The 17,957-nt window shown below is 48.3% G+C and carries 12 protein-coding genes and 1 pseudogene; 6 read left to right on the forward strand and 7 right to left on the reverse strand.

What is annotated here, in order from left to right; all coding sequences use genetic code 11:
* Positions 1 to 195: 195 nt before the first annotated feature.
* Positions 196 to 1,087 (forward strand): annotated as a pseudogene (locus tag ACXAGQ_RS13565) (IS1595 family transposase).
* Between the two features lie 151 nt (positions 1,088 to 1,238).
* Here ACXAGQ_RS13565 and ACXAGQ_RS13570 read toward each other — a convergent pair.
* The gene (locus ACXAGQ_RS13570) at positions 1,239 to 2,564 is read right to left on the reverse strand and encodes an amidohydrolase (protein ID WP_475254397.1); all 1,326 of its coding nucleotides are present in this window, start codon (positions 2,562 to 2,564) and stop codon (positions 1,239 to 1,241) included.
* A gap of 124 nt (positions 2,565 to 2,688) precedes the next feature.
* Between ACXAGQ_RS13570 and ACXAGQ_RS13575 the strand changes: the two genes are divergently transcribed.
* Positions 2,689 to 3,579, forward strand: a complete 891-nt coding sequence (locus ACXAGQ_RS13575) for a LysR family transcriptional regulator (protein WP_475254398.1) — start codon at positions 2,689 to 2,691, stop codon at positions 3,577 to 3,579.
* Positions 3,580 to 3,586: 7 nt separating this feature from the next.
* Here ACXAGQ_RS13575 and ACXAGQ_RS13580 read toward each other — a convergent pair whose 3' ends face one another.
* From ACXAGQ_RS13580 to ACXAGQ_RS13595, 4 genes are all read right to left on the reverse strand, one after another.
* Positions 3,587 to 4,477 (reverse strand): LysR family transcriptional regulator, encoded by an 891-nt coding sequence (locus ACXAGQ_RS13580; protein WP_475254400.1) that lies wholly within the window; start codon positions 4,475 to 4,477, stop codon positions 3,587 to 3,589.
* A 236-nt stretch (positions 4,478 to 4,713) separates the two neighbouring features.
* Complete coding sequence (gene fadA / locus ACXAGQ_RS13585) at positions 4,714 to 5,877, reverse strand: acetyl-CoA C-acyltransferase FadA (protein WP_475254402.1); 1,164 nt, start codon at positions 5,875 to 5,877, stop codon at positions 4,714 to 4,716.
* A gap of 16 nt (positions 5,878 to 5,893) precedes the next feature.
* Positions 5,894 to 8,035 (reverse strand): fatty acid oxidation complex subunit alpha FadB, encoded by a 2,142-nt coding sequence (fadB, locus tag ACXAGQ_RS13590; protein ID WP_475254404.1) that lies wholly within the window; start codon positions 8,033 to 8,035, stop codon positions 5,894 to 5,896.
* Between the two features lies 1 nt (position 8,036).
* Positions 8,037 to 9,359 (reverse strand): acetyl-CoA hydrolase/transferase family protein, encoded by a 1,323-nt coding sequence (locus ACXAGQ_RS13595; protein WP_475254406.1) that lies wholly within the window; start codon positions 9,357 to 9,359, stop codon positions 8,037 to 8,039.
* A 389-nt stretch (positions 9,360 to 9,748) separates the two neighbouring features.
* On the opposite strand from ACXAGQ_RS13595, the gene ACXAGQ_RS13600 reads away from it, so the two are divergent.
* Entirely contained in the window at positions 9,749 to 10,633 is an 885-nt protein-coding gene (locus ACXAGQ_RS13600) for a helix-turn-helix transcriptional regulator (protein WP_475254408.1), read from the forward strand.
* A gap of 14 nt (positions 10,634 to 10,647) precedes the next feature.
* Here ACXAGQ_RS13600 and ACXAGQ_RS13605 read toward each other — a convergent pair whose 3' ends face one another.
* Both ACXAGQ_RS13605 and ACXAGQ_RS13610 read right to left on the reverse strand, forming a co-directional pair.
* The gene (locus ACXAGQ_RS13605) at positions 10,648 to 11,652 is read right to left on the reverse strand and encodes a hypothetical protein (RefSeq protein WP_475254410.1); all 1,005 of its coding nucleotides are present in this window, start codon (positions 11,650 to 11,652) and stop codon (positions 10,648 to 10,650) included.
* 5 nt (positions 11,653 to 11,657) lie between these two features.
* Positions 11,658 to 11,867: a cold-shock protein gene (locus ACXAGQ_RS13610; protein ID WP_475254411.1), complete on the reverse strand. Its 210-nt coding sequence runs from the start codon at positions 11,865 to 11,867 to the stop codon at positions 11,658 to 11,660.
* Between the two features lie 209 nt (positions 11,868 to 12,076).
* Between ACXAGQ_RS13610 and ACXAGQ_RS13615 the strand changes: the two genes are divergently transcribed.
* Genes ACXAGQ_RS13615 through ACXAGQ_RS13625 form a run of 3 tightly spaced genes read left to right on the forward strand, consistent with a single transcriptional unit; the run spans position 12,077 to position 17,669 of the window.
* Positions 12,077 to 13,426 (forward strand): TolC family outer membrane protein, encoded by a 1,350-nt coding sequence (locus tag ACXAGQ_RS13615; RefSeq protein WP_475254412.1) that lies wholly within the window; start codon positions 12,077 to 12,079, stop codon positions 13,424 to 13,426.
* Positions 13,427 to 13,474: 48 nt separating this feature from the next.
* The gene (locus ACXAGQ_RS13620) at positions 13,475 to 14,554 is read left to right on the forward strand and encodes an efflux RND transporter periplasmic adaptor subunit (protein WP_475254414.1); all 1,080 of its coding nucleotides are present in this window, start codon (positions 13,475 to 13,477) and stop codon (positions 14,552 to 14,554) included.
* A 4-nt stretch (positions 14,555 to 14,558) separates the two neighbouring features.
* Positions 14,559 to 17,669: an efflux RND transporter permease subunit gene (locus ACXAGQ_RS13625; protein ID WP_475254416.1), complete on the forward strand. Its 3,111-nt coding sequence runs from the start codon at positions 14,559 to 14,561 to the stop codon at positions 17,667 to 17,669.
* Positions 17,670 to 17,957: the final 288 nt, after the last annotated feature.

The following is a 17,957-nucleotide window of genomic DNA, read 5'->3' on the forward strand; positions in this document are numbered from 1 at the left end:
GGTTTTGAATAGTTCATATTTTGGTCTCTGTTATTACTCTTAAAACAACAGCAAGAGAGATATCGTACTTTTATATACCTGATTACCACTAATACTCAGCCCTGTTAACTATACTGATGATAAGTCAGTTCATGAGGCTATTATCATGGCTAGAATCAGGTTCAGTTTCAAAAAGGTATTTCTATACATGGCTTTATGAAGCTCTATGGTACAGAAGAACAATGCCAGCGGCGGTTGTTTGATATGCGGTGGCCGACTGGCTACCGTTGCCCAAAATGTCATTATGATAAGTATTGCCAATTGCATTCTAGGGCTCTATTTCAATGCAATAAATGCCACCATCAAGCTTCATTAATATCTGGAATCCTATTTGCTCACTCTAAGCTGCCATTAACAATATGGTTCTTGGCCATTTACCTGATAACACAAGAAAAGAATGGTATCTCAGCGCTTGAACTTTCAAGACAATTGGGTGTTTCATATAACGCAGCATGGCGGCTTAAGCACAAGCTCATGCAGGCCATGAAAGAGCGTGATGATGAATCTCCTTTGGATGGGTATATCCAAATGGATGATGTTTACTGGGGTGGCGTGCAACGAGGTGCTCGCGGACGGGGAGCCAAAGGGAAGCGGCCATTTGTTGCAGCAGTATCACTGAATGAAGAAGGTCACCCAATGAGAATGCGATTTAGTGTTGTCGAAGGATTCAGGAAAGTGGAGTTAACGAAATGGGCTAAGGTGCACTTGCGGCCTAAGTCATTGGCAATTTCAGATGGCTTAGCCTGTTTTAGAGGTGTTGAGGATGCAAAAAGCTTTCACCTTGCCATTGTGACTGGCGGAGGTGCCGACTGTGGAGCTACCCTATTTCAAGTGGGTCAACACTATGATTAGTAATGTTAAAAATGCGATGCATGGTACATACCATGCGATAAATAAGAAGCATCTACCGCGCTATCTTGCAGAGTTCTGTTTTAAGTTTAATCGGCGGTTTAACATGGAAAAGATGTTGGAACAGCTCATTTATTCAGGTATACAAACAGCACCGATGCCTCAACGTTTACTTAAATTAGCTGAGGCTCGGTGGTAATCAGGTTTATATAAGTCGCTTTAGCCGATAATGGAGAGTCCGCTCAATTATCGGCATCTATCACGTAGTAAGTGGGGACCTTATATTAGTTTGGAGCGAGTTGGATAAAGCTGCTGGGAGTCCCTTCCCTGCATTGCCCCGATAGATAGGATTATTTCATGATTTTTAGAATGACATCAGAAGCGATTTTGGTCCCTTTTGCGATAGCGTCTAAATCAACCCGGTAGTCTGGGTTGTGGTTCATAAACGGGAAGTGCTTACCTTCACTATGGGCTTGCTTAACCAGCTCAGGTTCGGCAGAACCGACGGCCAGGTAGGCCACTTTCACCCCAGGGATATGGTCAACCAGTGTCGTGGCATCATCTGACGCTGGAGCTTGGAATTGCGGGATCACTTTGTCGACATACTCGGCATTGCGCAGCTCGCTCTGGATCAACTTGGTAAACTCAGGATCGTTGACCATTGCTGCGGCATAGCCCTTATAGGTGATTGTCGGCAGGTTTTCTTCCGAGACTCCATTAGAGCGCGCGATGTTGTTGGCGATGTTGGTGATCGAGTCATGCATGGTGTTACGCACATCGCTGTCAGAGAAGTGCAGTTTCAGCTTAAGCGTGGCTTCTTCAGGAATAACGTTGTTGTCTACCCCAGCCTGAACCGAGCCCACGGAAAGTACTGACACATCGGTTGGATCAATATGGCGTGATACCACAGTTTGCAGCTGGACAATAGCTTGGCCGGCCATAAGAACCGGATCCTTCGCCAGGTGCGGCGAGGAGCCGTGGCCACCTACACCATGAAAAGTGATATCGATATGGTCAGAGCCGGTACTTACACGCCCAGGAGACGCAAGGACAGTGCCGGTTGCGAATGGAAAGGTGTGCATTGCCAGGAAGTAGTCCGGCTCAGGCACGCCGTGAGTTGTATAAAGGCCGTCTTGAACCATGGCCTGAGCCCCTTCAATCGGCTCTTCGGCAGGCTGGCCAACAAGGACCAGGGTGCCTTGCCATTGGTTTTTCATCTCGGCCATCACTTTTGCCAGACCAATTAGCCAGGTTGTGTGTGCATCGTGACCACACATATGTGAAACATAAGTTTCTTCGCCCTGGAGGTTGGTGACTTTTACATTACTGGCGTAGGGCAGTCCGGTTTCTTCTTTTACCGCGTTGGCATCCATATCGGCACGGAACATCACAACAGGACCTGGACCATTTTCTAAAATGCCAACGACACCGGTTTTACCTATTCCTGTTTTTACCTCATAGCCAAGCTTGGTTAGCTCGTCGGCAACAACACCAGCCGTGCGGTATTCCATAAACCCAAGTTCAGGGTTGGCATGTAAGTCTTTGTAGATTTCTTGCAGGCGGTCAGCTTGGCTGTTTACAAAATTGACCATTTCCGGTGAGGAGGCACTTGCCGATGTGGCCATCGCCAAAGATAGGGTAAGTAAGGATGTTGTAATACCTTTCTTCAAATTCATCTCGTTTTTACCTTATAAACGTGTTCAACGTTGTGATTTGTATTGGTGTCGAAGATCAGTTTAAGATTGTTTATCAATACATAAAAATACATAATGTAAGGTATAGGCTTTCATTGGGGGTGTTATGTTTACGCTTGAGCAAATTTATTGTTTCAAGGAGGTGTTTGAGGCAGGGTCTTACAGTGAAGCCGGCAAACTGTTAGGAAAAAAACGTACAACGGTTCGCGAGCATATTATGGCCTTGGAGGATTCAACCGGGCTAGAGCTGTTTACCCTTGAAGGAAAGCGCCTAATACCCACAGAATATGCGAAGTGTATTTATTCTCGTGCTTGTCATTTAGCCAAGCAGGCCAACGATCTTCGTGAAACAATGATGATGTTGCATAACAGCCCGTTGACCGAGTTAGTTGTGTATCATGACCCCTTGATCCCGACACAACTTCTTCAAGCGTTTAATGAGGAACTGGCCAGCGAATACCCGCATATCCAGGTCAAGCTACTTTGCCGGGTAAGAGAAGCCGCTTACGAAGATATCAAAAGCGGAAAGGCTCATATTGCACTTATGGCCAGTGAAAACCTGACCGCGACCTCGGCGGAGATTGATTTTATCAATCTTGGGACCTTGCGATTTCGACCCTATATCTCCGCCAGGCACCCACTTGCCGGTCAAGAACAGTTGTCAGTAAACGATCTCAGGTTGGCAAAGCAATATATGACCGAAAGTGCGGCGATGGGCGGCTTGGGGGGATACCCAATCTCGGTACAAAAACAAATTGTAACGAGTTTTAATATGTTGCTCGATATGGTGCAAGTTGACGGGTGGACAATTTTGCCTGATGAACTGGCTCAACCTTATGTGGAAAAAAAGGTATTGGTACCGATTAATTTGGATGAGTTTGTGCAATCACAACCCCATAATGTCTGTGCTTTTCTTCCTATTCACTATCGCTCGAACAGGCAACTAAACCGCATAGCCGAGATCATCCAGTCAAAAGCCCGGCGCTATTTGCAGTGATGGCGAGTCAGGCTAGGTAATCACCGGCATGACGATTAAGTGCATCAAGCGCGAAAGAGATCTCCTCGCGGGAGTTGTTGGTCAGACCGAAGAACAGGCATACTCCCTGGCGGTAGCTACGCGTTGCGTCGTCTAACTGTAACGGTTTCAAGTCGCCGGATATTATCCACGGCCTGGCCAAGGCTTCAGACAAGGCAATCCAACCGCCGTCTGCTAATAACTCGGCGGCTAACTCGACATTGCTAACTTTCTCCACAATGTTGGACACCCTGAAAAAGCCCAAGTCTCCCTCACGAGTATTTGGTAGCTCATACTGCGTCTCTAGCCGCAGCTCATCGAGGGAAACACTCTCGAAACCAGCAAGCGGTGATCGGGTATGCACGTATCCGCAAAGTGGCAAGTTACCAATATATTTGGAAGCAATCCTGGCCAGGGTTCTTGGGCTGTTTTCTGTCGCCATAACTGCAATGTGGCACTCACTGCTTTCTATACAGCGGTAGGCGTTTTCACGGCTAGAGGGGGAGCATTGAATGGACAGTCCGGGGTAGCGGCATTTGATTGCCTTTATGGCTTTGGCGAGCAGCACGGCTGGAATTTGATCGTCGTGGAGTAACACCAGTTCTCCAAGTGGGTTATCGAGTAATGAGAAGGCCGTCAGCTCAAAGTCTTTCGCTTGCTTGCTTAAGTTTGTGGCGCGCGATATCAGTTTGCGGGCTGCGTCGGTCGGTTTTGCTTTTCGCCCTTCAATGTTGAACAGTTCTACCCCTATCGTATCCTCTAAGGTGACGATGTGTTCGCGTATTGTGCTGCGCTCTTTATTGGCTGCTCGTGCGGCAGCGCTGTATGAACCATGCTCGTAAACGAGAGTAAGAGAATGAATTTGTTCAAGTGAAATCATTTATTATCTCAAAGTATCAGATGCTTAAAATATCAGGGAGAAAAATACACCATCGACAGCTTAATGTCTGATGACCTGCTCACAGGACTTCCTTGAAGATGACTCCTATAAGATAGCACGATATACCCAAGTATCTTGAGGTCTGTCTGGAGATAAAAAAGGCCCTACATTCCGGAGAGATGCAGGGCAAGATGGTAGGTAAAAGTTTAAGTTATTTTATATCGGCACTTTTGCGATTAAATCCGCTCAATGATTGTCGCAATGCCTTGGCCCATGCCGATACACATGGTTGCTAGACCGAAACGGCCACCTTTGTCTTCCATGATGTTCATCAGTGTGCCGACGATACGTGCACCTGAACAACCCAGTGGGTGACCAAGAGAGATTGCACCACCGTTCAAGTTGACTTTTTCTTCTCGAACGTCCCACAGACCTAGATCTCTCAGGCATGGAATAGCCTGCGCCGCGAAGGCTTCGTTAACTTCAGCAAAGTCGATGTCATCGATGGTTAGGTTGGCTTTCGCCAGTGCTTTCTGCGTAGCAGGAACCGGACCGTAGCCCATGATGGCTGAAGGTACGCCCGCCGATGTTGCAGCAATGATACGAGCGCGCGGCGTCACGCCAAGTTCTTTGGCCTTCTCTTCGCTCATGACCAACAGGCACGATGCTCCGTCAGAAAGCGCCGATGATGTGCCTGCTGTAACTGTGCCGGTTACTGGGTCAAAAACAGGGCGAAGTTGAGACAGAGACTCCACGGTTGTCTCCGGGCGAATAACTTCATCCGTTTTCACTAGAATTGGGCGACCGTTGGCATCGTGGCCCATAGTAGGAACGATCTCGTTAGCGAAACGTCCCTCAACTGTTGCCTGGTGCGCTAGCTGGTGAGAGCGGGCACCCAGTGTGTCTTGCTCTTCTCGGGTTACTTTGTGCATTTTGCCCAGAGCTTCAGCGGTCATCCCCATCAATGCAGAGGCTTGTGCCATTTGCTTGTCCAGCGCCGGGTTGAAGTTCATCCCCTTGGTCATCGGCACATGACCCATGTGCTCAACACCGCCAACCAGGATAATGTCAGCATCTTCTGCTTTGATGGCACGAGCTGCCATATGCAGTGCATCCATCGATGAGCCACAGAGGCGGTTAACCGTTGTCGCCGGGACCGTCACTGGCATACCAGCCAGCAGCGCAGCATTTCGAGCCAGGTTAGCCCCTTGTTCTTCTGTTTGCTGGACACAACCCCAGATGATATCGTCGACCATCTCAGGCTTGACGTTTGGCTGACGCTCAAACATGGCCTTCATCAAGTGGGCTGACAGGTCATCAGCACGGGTATGGCGGAACACACCGTTTTTGGAGCGACCCATAGGGGTGCGTGTTGCATCTACGATAACTACATTTTTCATATCTTACCCCTAGGAATTAGTAGAAGGTTTCGCCGTTTTCGGCACGAGTAACCAAGCCTTCCGGCAGTGCATACAGCGGTCCAAATTGCTCATACTGACGGGCAATCTCAACCAGTTTCGGTAGACCGATTTGATCCATGTAGTAGACTAGGCCGCCACGGAATGGAGGGAAGCCCGTACCGTAAATCATCGCAATATCAGCTTCTTGTGGTGATGCGACAATGCCTTCGTCCAAACAGCGGATAATTTCGAACATCATCGGTAGCATCAGGCGCATGGTGATAGTGTCTGCATCAAACTCTCGAGCTTCTTTGCGGTTGCCGGAAATTAAAGACAGTGCCGTTTCGCTTGTCGCAGGTTTGACACGGCCACGGCGGTCAGTAACATAGTTGTAGAAGCCAGCCCCATTTTTCTGGCCAAGACGCTGGTTCTCAACCATGATCTTAAACAGGTTGACTTCAGGCGCGCCCAAACGTCCAGGGAAGGCCGCGTCCATAGACTCAACGCAGTGCTCTGCGGTGTCCAGGCCAATGACATCAGTAAGATGTGCAGGCCCCATCGGCCAGCCAAAGCCTTTAGACATCGTCTTGTCAATAATGGCAATATCACCGCCGTCAAGCACTAGCTGGTTGAATGCCAGCATGTAAGGCGTCAGGCAACGGTTAACCAGGAAGCCACCGCAGTCATTAACAACGATAGGTGTCTTGCCTAGCTGCTCAACATAGCCAACCGCTTTGGCAATTGTCTCATCGTTGGTTTTCTCGCCACGAATTACTTCAACCAATGGCATACGGTGAACCGGGTTGAAGAAATGGATACCACAGAAGTTTTCTGGGCGCTTAAGCGATTTTGCCAGGCCGCTGATCATCAAGGTTGATGTGTTCGATGCGATAACGGCATTTGGAGCTGCGTCTTCCAGGCCAGCCAGTACGATTTCTTTAACTTTCGGGTTCTCTACGACCGCTTCAATGATCAGGTCGGTAGATTCCAATGCTGCATCGTGCAGGGTTGGCTGAATGCGGTTTAGGACATCACCCATTTGAGAAGGAGTTTTGCGTCCCTTTTCTACTTGCTTAGACAGCAGCTTGTTTGCCTCTGCCAAGCCAAGCTGAAGACCGGCTTTGTTGATGTCTTTCATAACGACATCCATGTTGCGGTCAGCCGACACATAAGCAATGCCGCCGCCCATGATACCAGCACCGATCACACCAACTTCAGAGGTCTTGTCAGCCTTACCCTTGAACGAGCGAGTTTTAGCCTTAACGTGCATATCCGACAGGAATACAGATACCAATGCATCTGCAACGCCTGATGCCGCACATTTAGCAATGCCTTTGCGCTCGAAATCTAGGGCTTCATCACGACCCAAGGTCGCCGCTTTCTCCACTGTATCTAGGATGATATGTGGCGCAGGGTATTGTTTCCCGGCTACTTTGAAAGCCATGCCACGAGCAACGCTGATAGACATCATTTGCTCATACTGGCTAAGAGTCAATGGCTGCTTTTTCTCTGCTTGGCGTGCCTGCCAGTCAAGATCACCGGCCACACAGCTATCAAGAACAGCAATCGCTTCTTCTACCGCGTTCACTTTCGCTGTATCGAGGATACCGTCAACAAAACGTTGCTCCAGGGCTTTGTTAGCCTTGAAGTTTTTGCCAGTGGTAAGCCACTGCAGTGACGTATCTAGGCCGACAATACGTGGAAGTCGGGTAGTACCGCCATAGCCAGGCATGATCCCAAGCTTCACTTCCGGCAAGCTGATTTTTGCATCAGTGGTTGCTAGGCGGTACTCAGCCAGCATAGAAAGCTCGACGCCGCCACCTGCTGCTACACCATTAATAATGGCAATTTTCGGGAAAGGAAGATCCTCAATACGGTTGTAAATACCGTGAACCCATGTCAGGTAGTCCTCAATAGCAGCATCGCCTGCGGCAAAAAGGCTACGGAACGCTTTGATATCAGCGCCAGCACTAAATAGCGGCTTGTCAGAGCGGATAACCAGGCCGTCAATATTTGCGGCTTCAAGTACCTCGACACAGGCTTCTAGTTCTTTCAGTGCGCTGTCGCGTAGGGTGTTGACTTTGTCTTGCTGATCATTGAATACCAGTTCTGCATACTTGCCGTGTTCAACAATCTGGAAACTTTGTCCCTGATACATATTATACCTCCTGACCAGGCTTGATTAGGCCTGCTTCAATAGCTTCATTGCGAAGAGAATCGCGGAAATCTGGGTGTGCAATGGCAATTAACGCCTTAACACGCTCAGGAACATTCAGGCCACGAAGATCGGCGCTACCGTATTCAGTGGCAATAACTTGTACATCATTACGCGGTGTCGTCACTGCGGTACCGATAGGCAGAGCGGTGCGAATAGTTGACTCAGGACCTTCCTTGCCTTGGTGAGTTGATGCCAGTACAAGGATGCTGATGCCGCCATCCGACATCCCGGCACCTCGAACAAAGTCAAGTTGGCCACCAGAGCCAGAGATTTGGTTAAAGCCAACCCCTTCTGATGCCACCTGGCCAGTGAGATCAGCCATGATGCAAGTATTGATGGAAATAAAGTTGTCGTTTTTAGCAATCTCAACCGCGTTGACTACGGTGGTCACGTTGCCCATTTCGATATCTGGGTTATTGTGGACGTAATCAATCAACTCTTGCGAGCCCGCAGTAAATGCAGTGATGATTTTGTTTGGCTTGTAGTTCTTGTGCTCGTTGGAAACAGCGCCAGCCTTACATAGCTCCATCATCGATTCGGTAAACATCTCAGTGTGGATGCCTAGGCCTTTGTGCCCTTTCAATGCCATACCCATGGCATTTGAAATCGTACCGATACCGATCTGAATGGTCATGTTGTCTTTCACATATGGCAAGACGTGTTCGGCAATCGAGATTTCCAGCTCTGAAGGTTCTTGCGGCTTAGGACCGGCAATAGGGTGATGGCCTTCAGTTACCCAGGTGATGTCATCAATATGCACGAGGTTTTCTTCGGCACCGATGAATGGCTGGAATTTGTTAACAACAGCAATCACAGTATCCGCATATTTAAGTGCGTCCGGGGTACCAACGCCGCCACAAGCGCCCATGCTCAGGAAGCCATCTTCATTTGGCGGTGTCATTTCTACAACCACAACATTGTGTTGTAGGTGACTGAAAAGCTGACCCATTTGAGAGAAGTGGAAATTAGTATGACTAATATTACCCACTTTTTGAATTTTGCGCTCAAGAGGCCCCATAAATAAGCTATGGTGCTCTAGGTGAGGTGCATATTCTGGTTTTAGAAAGTCATATGGAGTGGTTAGCAAACCTGTGTATAGTTTACAACCGTTAAGCTCGGTGTGACGCTTTTCTAATTCTTTTAAAAAGAAATAAGGAGTAGCTAATAACCCCCCAGCCCATATTTTGTCATTAGATTTGATTTTATTTGCTGCTTCTTCAACAGAAATCAACTTTTCATTATAGGCCAGTTGCCAATTACTCATGATAAACCTCGTTATCAATAAGACTGCTTGATATCACAGTCGTTGTAGGGTGTTGTCGTTTTGTGTTGCAAGAATCATAAGCGGGATAGTCGTGCTAGTCTTTGCATTTTACGCCAACCAATTGGCTAAGTCTGACAGGGTAAAAAAGTATGATTGCTATCACATCATTATAAATTTCGATATCGAGGTTTATATTTTGGCCGTAATATAATACGAGCTTCTCAAAGTTATGAATCAGGATTATGACGTCAGTGAATAGTGAAAGAAACAGTAAATCATATTATTTACATCAAGGTTGGTTGACATTAATAAAACAAGCGGCAGAACAGTACGGACTTCCGCTGAATAAATATTTCCCGCAACCGAATAATAAAATCCCGCATTTAGATGTGAGATCGGTCAGGGGCATCCACCACCAGATGGTGCTTGACTGTAATGACCCTTCTTTCTCTTTAGTCGCGGCAAGATGTGTCGAGCCCTTAACGTTTGAAAGCTTTTCGCTGTTACTATGGACGGCGCCTGATCTCGATACACTCATTAATGATGCCAGTAAATACTCAATGTCTGTCGGGGCCCCAATCCACTTGAAGCTCTCTTATAACAATCAGGGAGATGCCGAGCTTTGGGTTATCAATAGGGAGCCTCTGAATAAAGAGTCGGTAGTCACCTATGTCGGGGTCACACTGTTTATCGCCGTGCTGATGCAGATTATCTACAAAGCCACTGGCCAGGAAGAGATGGGATTGACGGTCGGACTGAATAATTGGCCTTATTCGGCCGAGAATATGGCTCACTTCGAACAAATAATGAACTGCCAGATCATTGCCGGCTCCCCAGTCCGTAAGATAGTCATTCCCAGAGCGGTGCTGAACTCTCCGGTCATCACGGCAAATTCTGACATCTACCTTGCCATGAAGCCTATCGTCATTAAGCAGACCGCAAAAGTGATCCGGGAGGACATTTTTTTGCAGATACACAGTGTGCTGAATCAAATGAATAGTTTGAGTGACACAACGATAGACGATGTTGCGAAACAGCTGTCATTTAGCGTACGGACATTGAATAGAAGGTTAGCCGACGAAGGAACCACTTATCGAAGTGTGCTGGAAAAGTACAAGCTAGAGCGATCATTGCATCTGCTTAGTCAATCTGACCACAGTATTACCGAGATTGCCTATCAGTTGGGCTTTTCTGATATCAGTACCTTCTCGCGTGCTTTCAAAAGGTGGACGGGCTTCAGCCCCTCGAATATTGATAGGCGCGTTACTGTTTAGCGCCAAGGATTTGATTATTTTTGCTTGTTCAGATTTTCACTCAAAGCGTGAATTTCTTCTATTAGCTTGCGATGTCGCTGCTCATAGGTAAGGGGTTTACGTCCTCGCTTCTCTTCTCGGTTTTGTTCCATGGCAATCAAATTAGGCCTATCTTGCTCAAGCTGGTGTAACTGTCTTTCGAGTTTGTCCAGATCTCTTTGATTTTTCTGCTTTTCGCTAAGCGGTTTACGACCCAGTTTAGTCTTTTTTGAACTCTGGTATTTGCGCCAAAGCTGCTGCGGCGTCATTGGCAGCACTTGTTGCTCGAGGCAGGCTGCTCTCAGTAGTTGGTAGTCCTCGATGAGGGCCTGCTCCGCCCGCACAAGCTCAACGGGTAGAGGTAGCTTGGGCCTTCCTGGGGATATTGTGTTGCTGAGGGGGTAAATTAAGCCAATCCGTTTTTCTATGATGTGGCTGAGCATTTTTCTGAGTAACGTGCGCCATACCCGAATGTCTAACAATGTGCTTTGCCCACGGCACTGCACTTCAAGCCACACCGTCATTCCATACAGAGTCATCGTTTGTTCGGCCGCAGATTGCCCTTTCAGTTCATTAATGGCCTTCTTGACAGCCGGCTGACTCGCGCCGTACCAAAATGCTTCACTAGGCAAAATAGACTGATTACGGTGATTGAAGATCAGCTGGTAGATACTTCTTAGCTGCAATAGATAGCCATCAATCGCCGCTGACTGGGCGGCGAACTGCTGAGCTGGGTTTAGATGCCGCTGGACTGAAAGTAGCCGGTTATCGAGCTCTGACCACAAGCGATATTCTTCTGCGGTAGCAAGGATCAACTGAGCGATATCAGCGAGTGCCGCTTGGTTAAGATCGGGATAGCGCTGCTCAAGTTCGATATCAAACGCTTTGCGTAGCTGACGCAAAGATTGGTATCGATTGGCGACATGGCGCTGATAGTTCTCTATCGGGGTTCGTTTCGGCCTGCCTCGCGCTGAATATTGTAGAGGGTTTGATGTCTTCATAATCTTCATAGTGGGATCAATGAGGTTGCGCGAAATGCACCATCTTGTTGAGGTTCTACCTCAATAAAGACCCGCTGGCCAACGGACAAATCGAGCTGCGGGTTATTGATACTAGATAGATCGATGAGCACATCAATCGGGACGACATCCGGGACAGCGAAGCCAAACTTTTTATCGGTGTTAAACCACGACACCTTTGCCTTTAGGCCAATCATTCAAATGGTGATCCATAATTAATAAGTAATAAATTAAATAGCAAAAAAAGCCGATCTCAACCACGTTTTTCCCCCTCAATCTCGAGTAAAGCTGATCTGGAACAAATCCTGTTTCGCTAACAGTATGTTTCCCCATTGGTACTCTGTAAAAACGCGCTACTACAACACAGGTAATCACGTTATTACGCTGTAAACCAATGGGTAATACTATGAACAGATTATTGTTAAGCGCAATCGGCTGCGCTTTGACACTTAGTGGGCCATCAGCTTTGGCTAAAACGGTCGATTTACAGCAGCTCTATTTGGACTCTCTCCAGAATAACCCCACCCTTGCCAGTGCTGCATTGGAAATTAAAAGCGCGGACAAAGCGCGTGACATCATCGCGGGGCAATATCGTCCCCAAGTCGATATTGGTCTCCAATATGGCATGCTGCGCAACGATTGGACCACGATGACTGAAACAGATGGCCAAGGGGCTGAGGTGTCTGTGTCGGTTGGCCAAAATCTGTTTAATGATCAACTTAATAAAGCCGATACGATTGCCGAGCAGCAACACGAATTAAGCACGATTAGCTATGAATTCGCGCTCTCAAATATGCAGATGAGTGTCGTGAGTGGCTACTTTAATGCGCTTAAAGCACAAGAGAAGCAGAAACAGGTTGACGCAACCAAAAAAGCGATTGGCGAGCACTTAGCTCAAGTAAAACATCGCTACCGCAACGGCTTAGTGCCTGAAAATGACGTCAAAGAAACCCAAGCACAATACGACTTGGCACAGGCGGCGGTGATCTTTGCCCAAAATGAATTCGAAAAAGCGCTCGATTATTTGTATGAGCTGACTGGTCGTGAGTATTCGAACGTCGCGCCGTTATCCGCGCAGGCATCTGCTGTCTCTATTCCACAGCCTAACGGCTACAGCAGTTGGCAGGAGCTGGCACAAGCACACAGTCAACAAATGGCGATCCAGCGCCAGCTCGTGGAACTGTCTCGCGAGCAAATCGCGTTAGCTGAAGCTGGGCACATGCCTACCATAGGCTTGGTCGCAGAGTATCGCTACGCATTCGCGACTCAATCGCGCAGTAATGAGCCTCAGCAGTCAAAAGGCGCATTTCATGATTTAGATAATAACGCCACTGTTTTTGCTGGCGTGGCTATGTCGTTACCGGCTTATCGTGGAGGGGCAACCAACAGCCGCGTTGACCAGGCCAGCATTCAATACCAGCAGGCACTAGAGCTGCAAAGCCATACCTGGCGTCAAGTGGCTCGCAAGGTTCGCGACGCTGAGAAAGATTTAGTGGCGTTAAAGAGTGCTCAGGGGGCGTATCAGCAAGCCGTTATATCGGCGGAGTCGGCGTTGAAGGCGACAGAACAAGGGTTAGAAATTGGCAGTCGCACGATTGTCGATGTGCTCGACTCTACACGTCAACTCTACTCGGCCCGAGAACAATTAACTGCTGCGCATATCGATTTCTTGGTCGCGAACTTTCAACTTCATTTTTTGGCCGGCGTGCTAGGTGACCATGATCTGAAGGCGGTAAACAGCTTACTAGATGTCTAGTGACTAGGCCGCATCTGCTCTATCAAATTATTTAACAAAGAGAAACTCATGAGAAAATTGCCCTTATACACAGCGATTGCCCTTTTGCTATCGGGTTGTGGTGGTTCCAATGAAAGCAATCAACAAAATGCTGCAGCTGCAATGCCTGTTAGTGTCGTGAATGCAGAGGCTCATTCACACAGCCCAACTAATTACTATGTAGGTCGAATGCAACCGATTGAGTCTGCGAACCTTACGCCAAGAACGACGGGCTACTTGCTGAAGAAAAATTTTGAGGATGGTGCTTTGGTTGAGAAGGGCGACATCTTGTTTGAAATCGATCCTACTTCATATCAGGCCGCGCTCGATTCTGCAAAAGCGTCTGTTAGCGAAGCCAAAGCTGCGCTGGCATTGACCGAGCTAAACCACAAACGAAATAGCAATATGCTAAAAAGCGGTGGAGCCTCTCAAGCGCAGTTTGACGTTAGCTCTGCTGAGTTGGCAAAGGCGAAATATCGCGTTGTGTCAGCCGAAGCAAACCTAGTGGTCCAGCAAGATAACCTAGAGCAAACCAAAGTGAGAGCGCCCTACAGCGGCAAACTGGGTAAAAGCCGTTTTTCTATCGGTGATATGGTTGGGCCAAACTTCGGGGCTTTGACCGACTTGGTGCAAATTCACCCAATTGAAGCGGGCTTCTCGCTCAAACAGAGTGACGTAGCGACACATGATTTCTCTCGCCAAGAGGCGACGCTGGTGTCATTAGAGATCGCTGGCGAAGGTGTAGATAACGAAGGGGTGATTTCTTTCGTTGACAACAAAATCGACCCGCAAAGCGGCACCATTGATCTTGCAGCAACGTTTAATAATGAACACGGTCAGTTGACTGCTAACCAGTATGTACGTGTTGGACTCGCGCCAGCTCAAGCGATTAGCGGCGTAAAAGTACCTCATGCAGCGGTTCACCAAGACTACAAAGCGCAATATGTCATGACTATTGAAGAGGGTGTCGCGGTGCGACGTGATGTGGAGGTCACGGATCGCATCGGTCAAACAGTGTTTATTACAGATGGTTTGGCAGCGGAAGAGCCAGTCATTGTCGGTGGTTTACAGCGCATTAGGGAAGGTGCTCAAGTCGTGGTAGCGGAGTAGGTCCATGCTAAGTCAATTTTTCATTAATCGACCAAAATTCGCGTTTGTCATTTCGATATTCCTTACTTTAATTGGCCTTATCGCGATCAAAATCATGCCGGTCGCCGAGTACCCAAGTGTGACACCGCCCCAAGTTCGCGTGATTGCCGTATTGCCTGGGGCGAGCGCTGAAACGGTGAAAGAGGTCATCGGAAACCCGATCGAAGAAGAGGTGAATGGTGTAGATGGAATGGTCTACATGCAATCTCGCTCGACGAACGACGGCCGTTACTTCCTGAATATCACCTTTGACAACAGTGTCGATTCTGATATGGCGATGGTAAACGTTTCGAACCGAGTTGCGGTAGCCGAAAATATGTTGCCGTTTGAGGTGCGTGCTCGTGGTATCCGTATTCGTAAAGCGACGCCAGATGACTTGCTTGCGATTGCGTTTTATTCAGAAAATCAGTCGATGTCGGAGCTTGAGCTTAACTCTTGGGTTGAGTCCAACTTTATGGAGCGTATTGCACGTATTCCGGGCTTAGCCACCAGTGATTTGATCGGCGCGACGTACGGTATGCGTGTTTGGCTAGACATGGATCGCATGGCGGCTCTGGGCGTCAGCACCGTGGAAGTCAAGAACGCGATACGTGAACAAAATGCGGTGGTACCTGCAGGGCGTATCGGTCAAGGACCGAGCCGCGAGAATGCCGCGCTGCAGTTTAACTTGATCACTCAAGGCCGTTTAACCAGCGCGCAAGATTTTGAGCAAGTGATTGTCAAAACGCTAGCCAATGGTAACCATATTCACCTGGCTGATGTGGCGGATATCGAAATTGGCAGTCAGTTTTACGATGCTTATGCAAACTACAATGGCCAAGAAGCCGCATTGGTAATGATGCAAGCTAACCCGGATGCCAACGCATTGGAAACGGGTGAAGCGGTTAAGTCAGTACTAAAAGAGATTGAATCGATCATGCCAGCAGGTATGGCGTATTCTATCCCATATGACACAACGCTTGCGGTTGAAGCGTCAATTAAGAGCATTGTCGAAACACTGATCGTCGCTGTCGTGCTGGTTATCGCAGTGACTTATTTGTTCTTGGGTAATGTACGCGCAACGTTAGCGCCAGTTGTTGCGATCCCAGTATCTTTGATCGGCACCTTTGCATTTATGCTGATGGGTGGCTTTAGCATCAATACAGTGACCTTATTTGGTCTGATACTCGCAATCGGTATTGTGGTTGATAACGCGATCTTAGTGGTAGAAAACGTCGAGCGTATTCTTGAAGAAGAGCCACAATGGTCAAGCAAAGAAGCCACCATCCAAGCGATGAAAGAAGTGACAGGCCCTATCATTGCATCAACGCTAGTCATGTTGGCGGTGTTTATTCCCGTCGCGCTGCTACCTGGCATCACGGGGCTAATGTTTGCTCAGTTCTCTATCACGATCTGTATCGCCCTAGTCTTGTCAGCGGTTAATGCGTTAACTCTCTCGCCGGCACTTTGTGCCATGGTAATGAAGCGTAACAGCAAGCCTGCTAAATGGTTTGTTGCCTTTAACCGGGTTTTTGACCGAGTGACTAACCTGTATGGTAAAGCCGTTGCTCTTATGGTTCGTAAGAGCCTAGTGTTGGGCGTTGCCTTTATTGTTGCGATTGGTTCGATGGTCGCAATGAATACCAAGCTACCGACAGCGTTTGTTCCAGCAGAAGACAAAGGCGTGTTAGCGCTAGCGATGTTCTTGCCTGATAACGCTTCTAAAGAGCGTACCCATGCACTGATTCGTAAAGCGGAAGCAATATTGAATCAAGACCCGGCGATAGAAGACTATGCAGGTGCAATCGGTTTTAACGCAGTAACGGGGAGTGTTTCATCGAATGCCGCGACCATGTTTATCAACCTTAAGCACTGGGATGAGCGTCTTGAACGAGACGGTGATCATACTCAGGCAGCGGTTGCACAGCGTCTTAACCGTCAATTGCATGGCATCGACAAGGCGATGACGTTTACTATGGGGTTACCTGCTATTCCGGGTGTCGGTGCTGGTGACTCACTTGAGTTCATGCTTCAAGATACGGGTGGCCGTAACGCGCAAGAACTAGCGCAAATGACTTACGCTATGGTAGCGGCTGCCAATGAGGCGCCAGAGATCACGCGTGCGATGACCACTTATCGCGCCAACGTACCTCACTACCACGTTGATATTGACCGCGAGAAAGCACGCCAGATGGGAGTGACTCTTGGGGCGATCAATGATGCCATGGCGACGCACCTTGCATCATCTTATGTCAATGACTTCGCGCTTAATGGTCGCAGCTACCGCGTGTTCGTTCAGGCGAAAGGTGAGCAGCGTCATGATCTCGATGATGTGCTGCGTATTCATGTGCCATCAAACACGGGCAAGCAAGTACCGTTGTCAACGGTCGCGACAATTTCTCCAACACTTGAGCCGGATTTGGTGACAAGCTACAACATGTTACCAGCAGCGCGTATTCAGCTTAATGCTGCACCGGGCTACTCATCAGGCCAGGCTATTGAAACGATGGAGCGTATCGCTGGCGAAGTGTTAGAAGCAGGCTATACGTTCGAATGGACCAATATGGCCTTCCAAGAGAAACAAGCCGGTGGCACAGCACAAATTGCCATGATTCTAGCTTTGGTGTTTATTTACCTATTCTTGGTGGCCCAGTATGAATCATGGGCACTGCCGGCTGCGATTATTATCGTTGCGCCAACGGCTGCGGTGGGTACATATGCCGCATTGTTAATGGGTGGCCAGGCGTTGTCGATTTACGGTCAGATCGGTTTGATCCTGTTGATTTCATTGGCAGCGAAAAACGCGATTCTGATGGTTGAGTTTTCCAAGGCCAAGCGCGAGGAGCAAGGTCTGCCGATTGAAGAGGCGGCTATCCAAGGTGGTAAAATGCGCTTTAGAGCGGTAAACATGACTTCATGGTCGTTTATCCTTGGTATCTTACCTCTTGCCTTTGCACAAGGTGCGGGTGCGATTGCTCAAAACACCACAGGGTTAGCCTTGCTAGGTGGTATGCTGATGGTACTCGCGGTGGGTTCGATTATGACGCCGGGCTTCTATGCCGTGTTCCAGAAACTGCGTGAAAAAGTGAAATCGTAACCATTAAGCCTACAACTATAGTTAACGGAGCTCTTTGAGCTCCGTTTCTTTATGGAGCTAACGCCTTCGTCACGCCGTTAAGAGCCTGTGCTCTGTAAGGCAGGAACGCCTTAAGGCCACGTGAACGTGGTTCATCCATGGATCGATTAGCGTTCCTAATGGCTGTTGCTGGTGGGGTGAAGTAGGGGGCGGCTGAAGTAAACCGCAATATAAGCCATTAGTCGTTCACTAATGGACTGCGGATAAAACACAAGCTCCACCGGTAGTGATGGAGCTTGTGTCTGTATG

Source organism: Photobacterium sp. ABD4_091 (assembly GCF_056160145.1).

Coding starts and splice junctions, on each gene's coding strand:
- ACXAGQ_RS13610 (WP_475254411.1), bottom strand. CDS start 11,867: ATGATTGGCCTAAAGGCAAAGGTGTCGTGGTTTAACACCGATAAAAAG.
- fadA (WP_475254402.1), bottom strand. CDS start 5,877: ATGAAAAATGTAGTTATCGTAGATGCAACACGCACCCCTATGGGTCGC.
- ACXAGQ_RS13605 (WP_475254410.1), bottom strand. CDS start 11,652: ATGAAGACATCAAACCCTCTACAATATTCAGCGCGAGGCAGGCCGAAA.
- ACXAGQ_RS13620 (WP_475254414.1), top strand. CDS start 13,475: ATGAGAAAATTGCCCTTATACACAGCGATTGCCCTTTTGCTATCGGGT.
- ACXAGQ_RS13580 (WP_475254400.1), bottom strand. CDS start 4,477: ATGATTTCACTTGAACAAATTCATTCTCTTACTCTCGTTTACGAGCAT.
- ACXAGQ_RS13575 (WP_475254398.1), top strand. CDS start 2,689: ATGTTTACGCTTGAGCAAATTTATTGTTTCAAGGAGGTGTTTGAGGCA.
- ACXAGQ_RS13595 (WP_475254406.1), bottom strand. CDS start 9,359: ATGAGTAATTGGCAACTGGCCTATAATGAAAAGTTGATTTCTGTTGAA.
- fadB (WP_475254404.1), bottom strand. CDS start 8,035: ATGTATCAGGGACAAAGTTTCCAGATTGTTGAACACGGCAAGTATGCA.
- ACXAGQ_RS13570 (WP_475254397.1), bottom strand. CDS start 2,564: ATGAATTTGAAGAAAGGTATTACAACATCCTTACTTACCCTATCTTTG.
- ACXAGQ_RS13615 (WP_475254412.1), top strand. CDS start 12,077: ATGAACAGATTATTGTTAAGCGCAATCGGCTGCGCTTTGACACTTAGT.
- ACXAGQ_RS13625 (WP_475254416.1), top strand. CDS start 14,559: ATGCTAAGTCAATTTTTCATTAATCGACCAAAATTCGCGTTTGTCATT.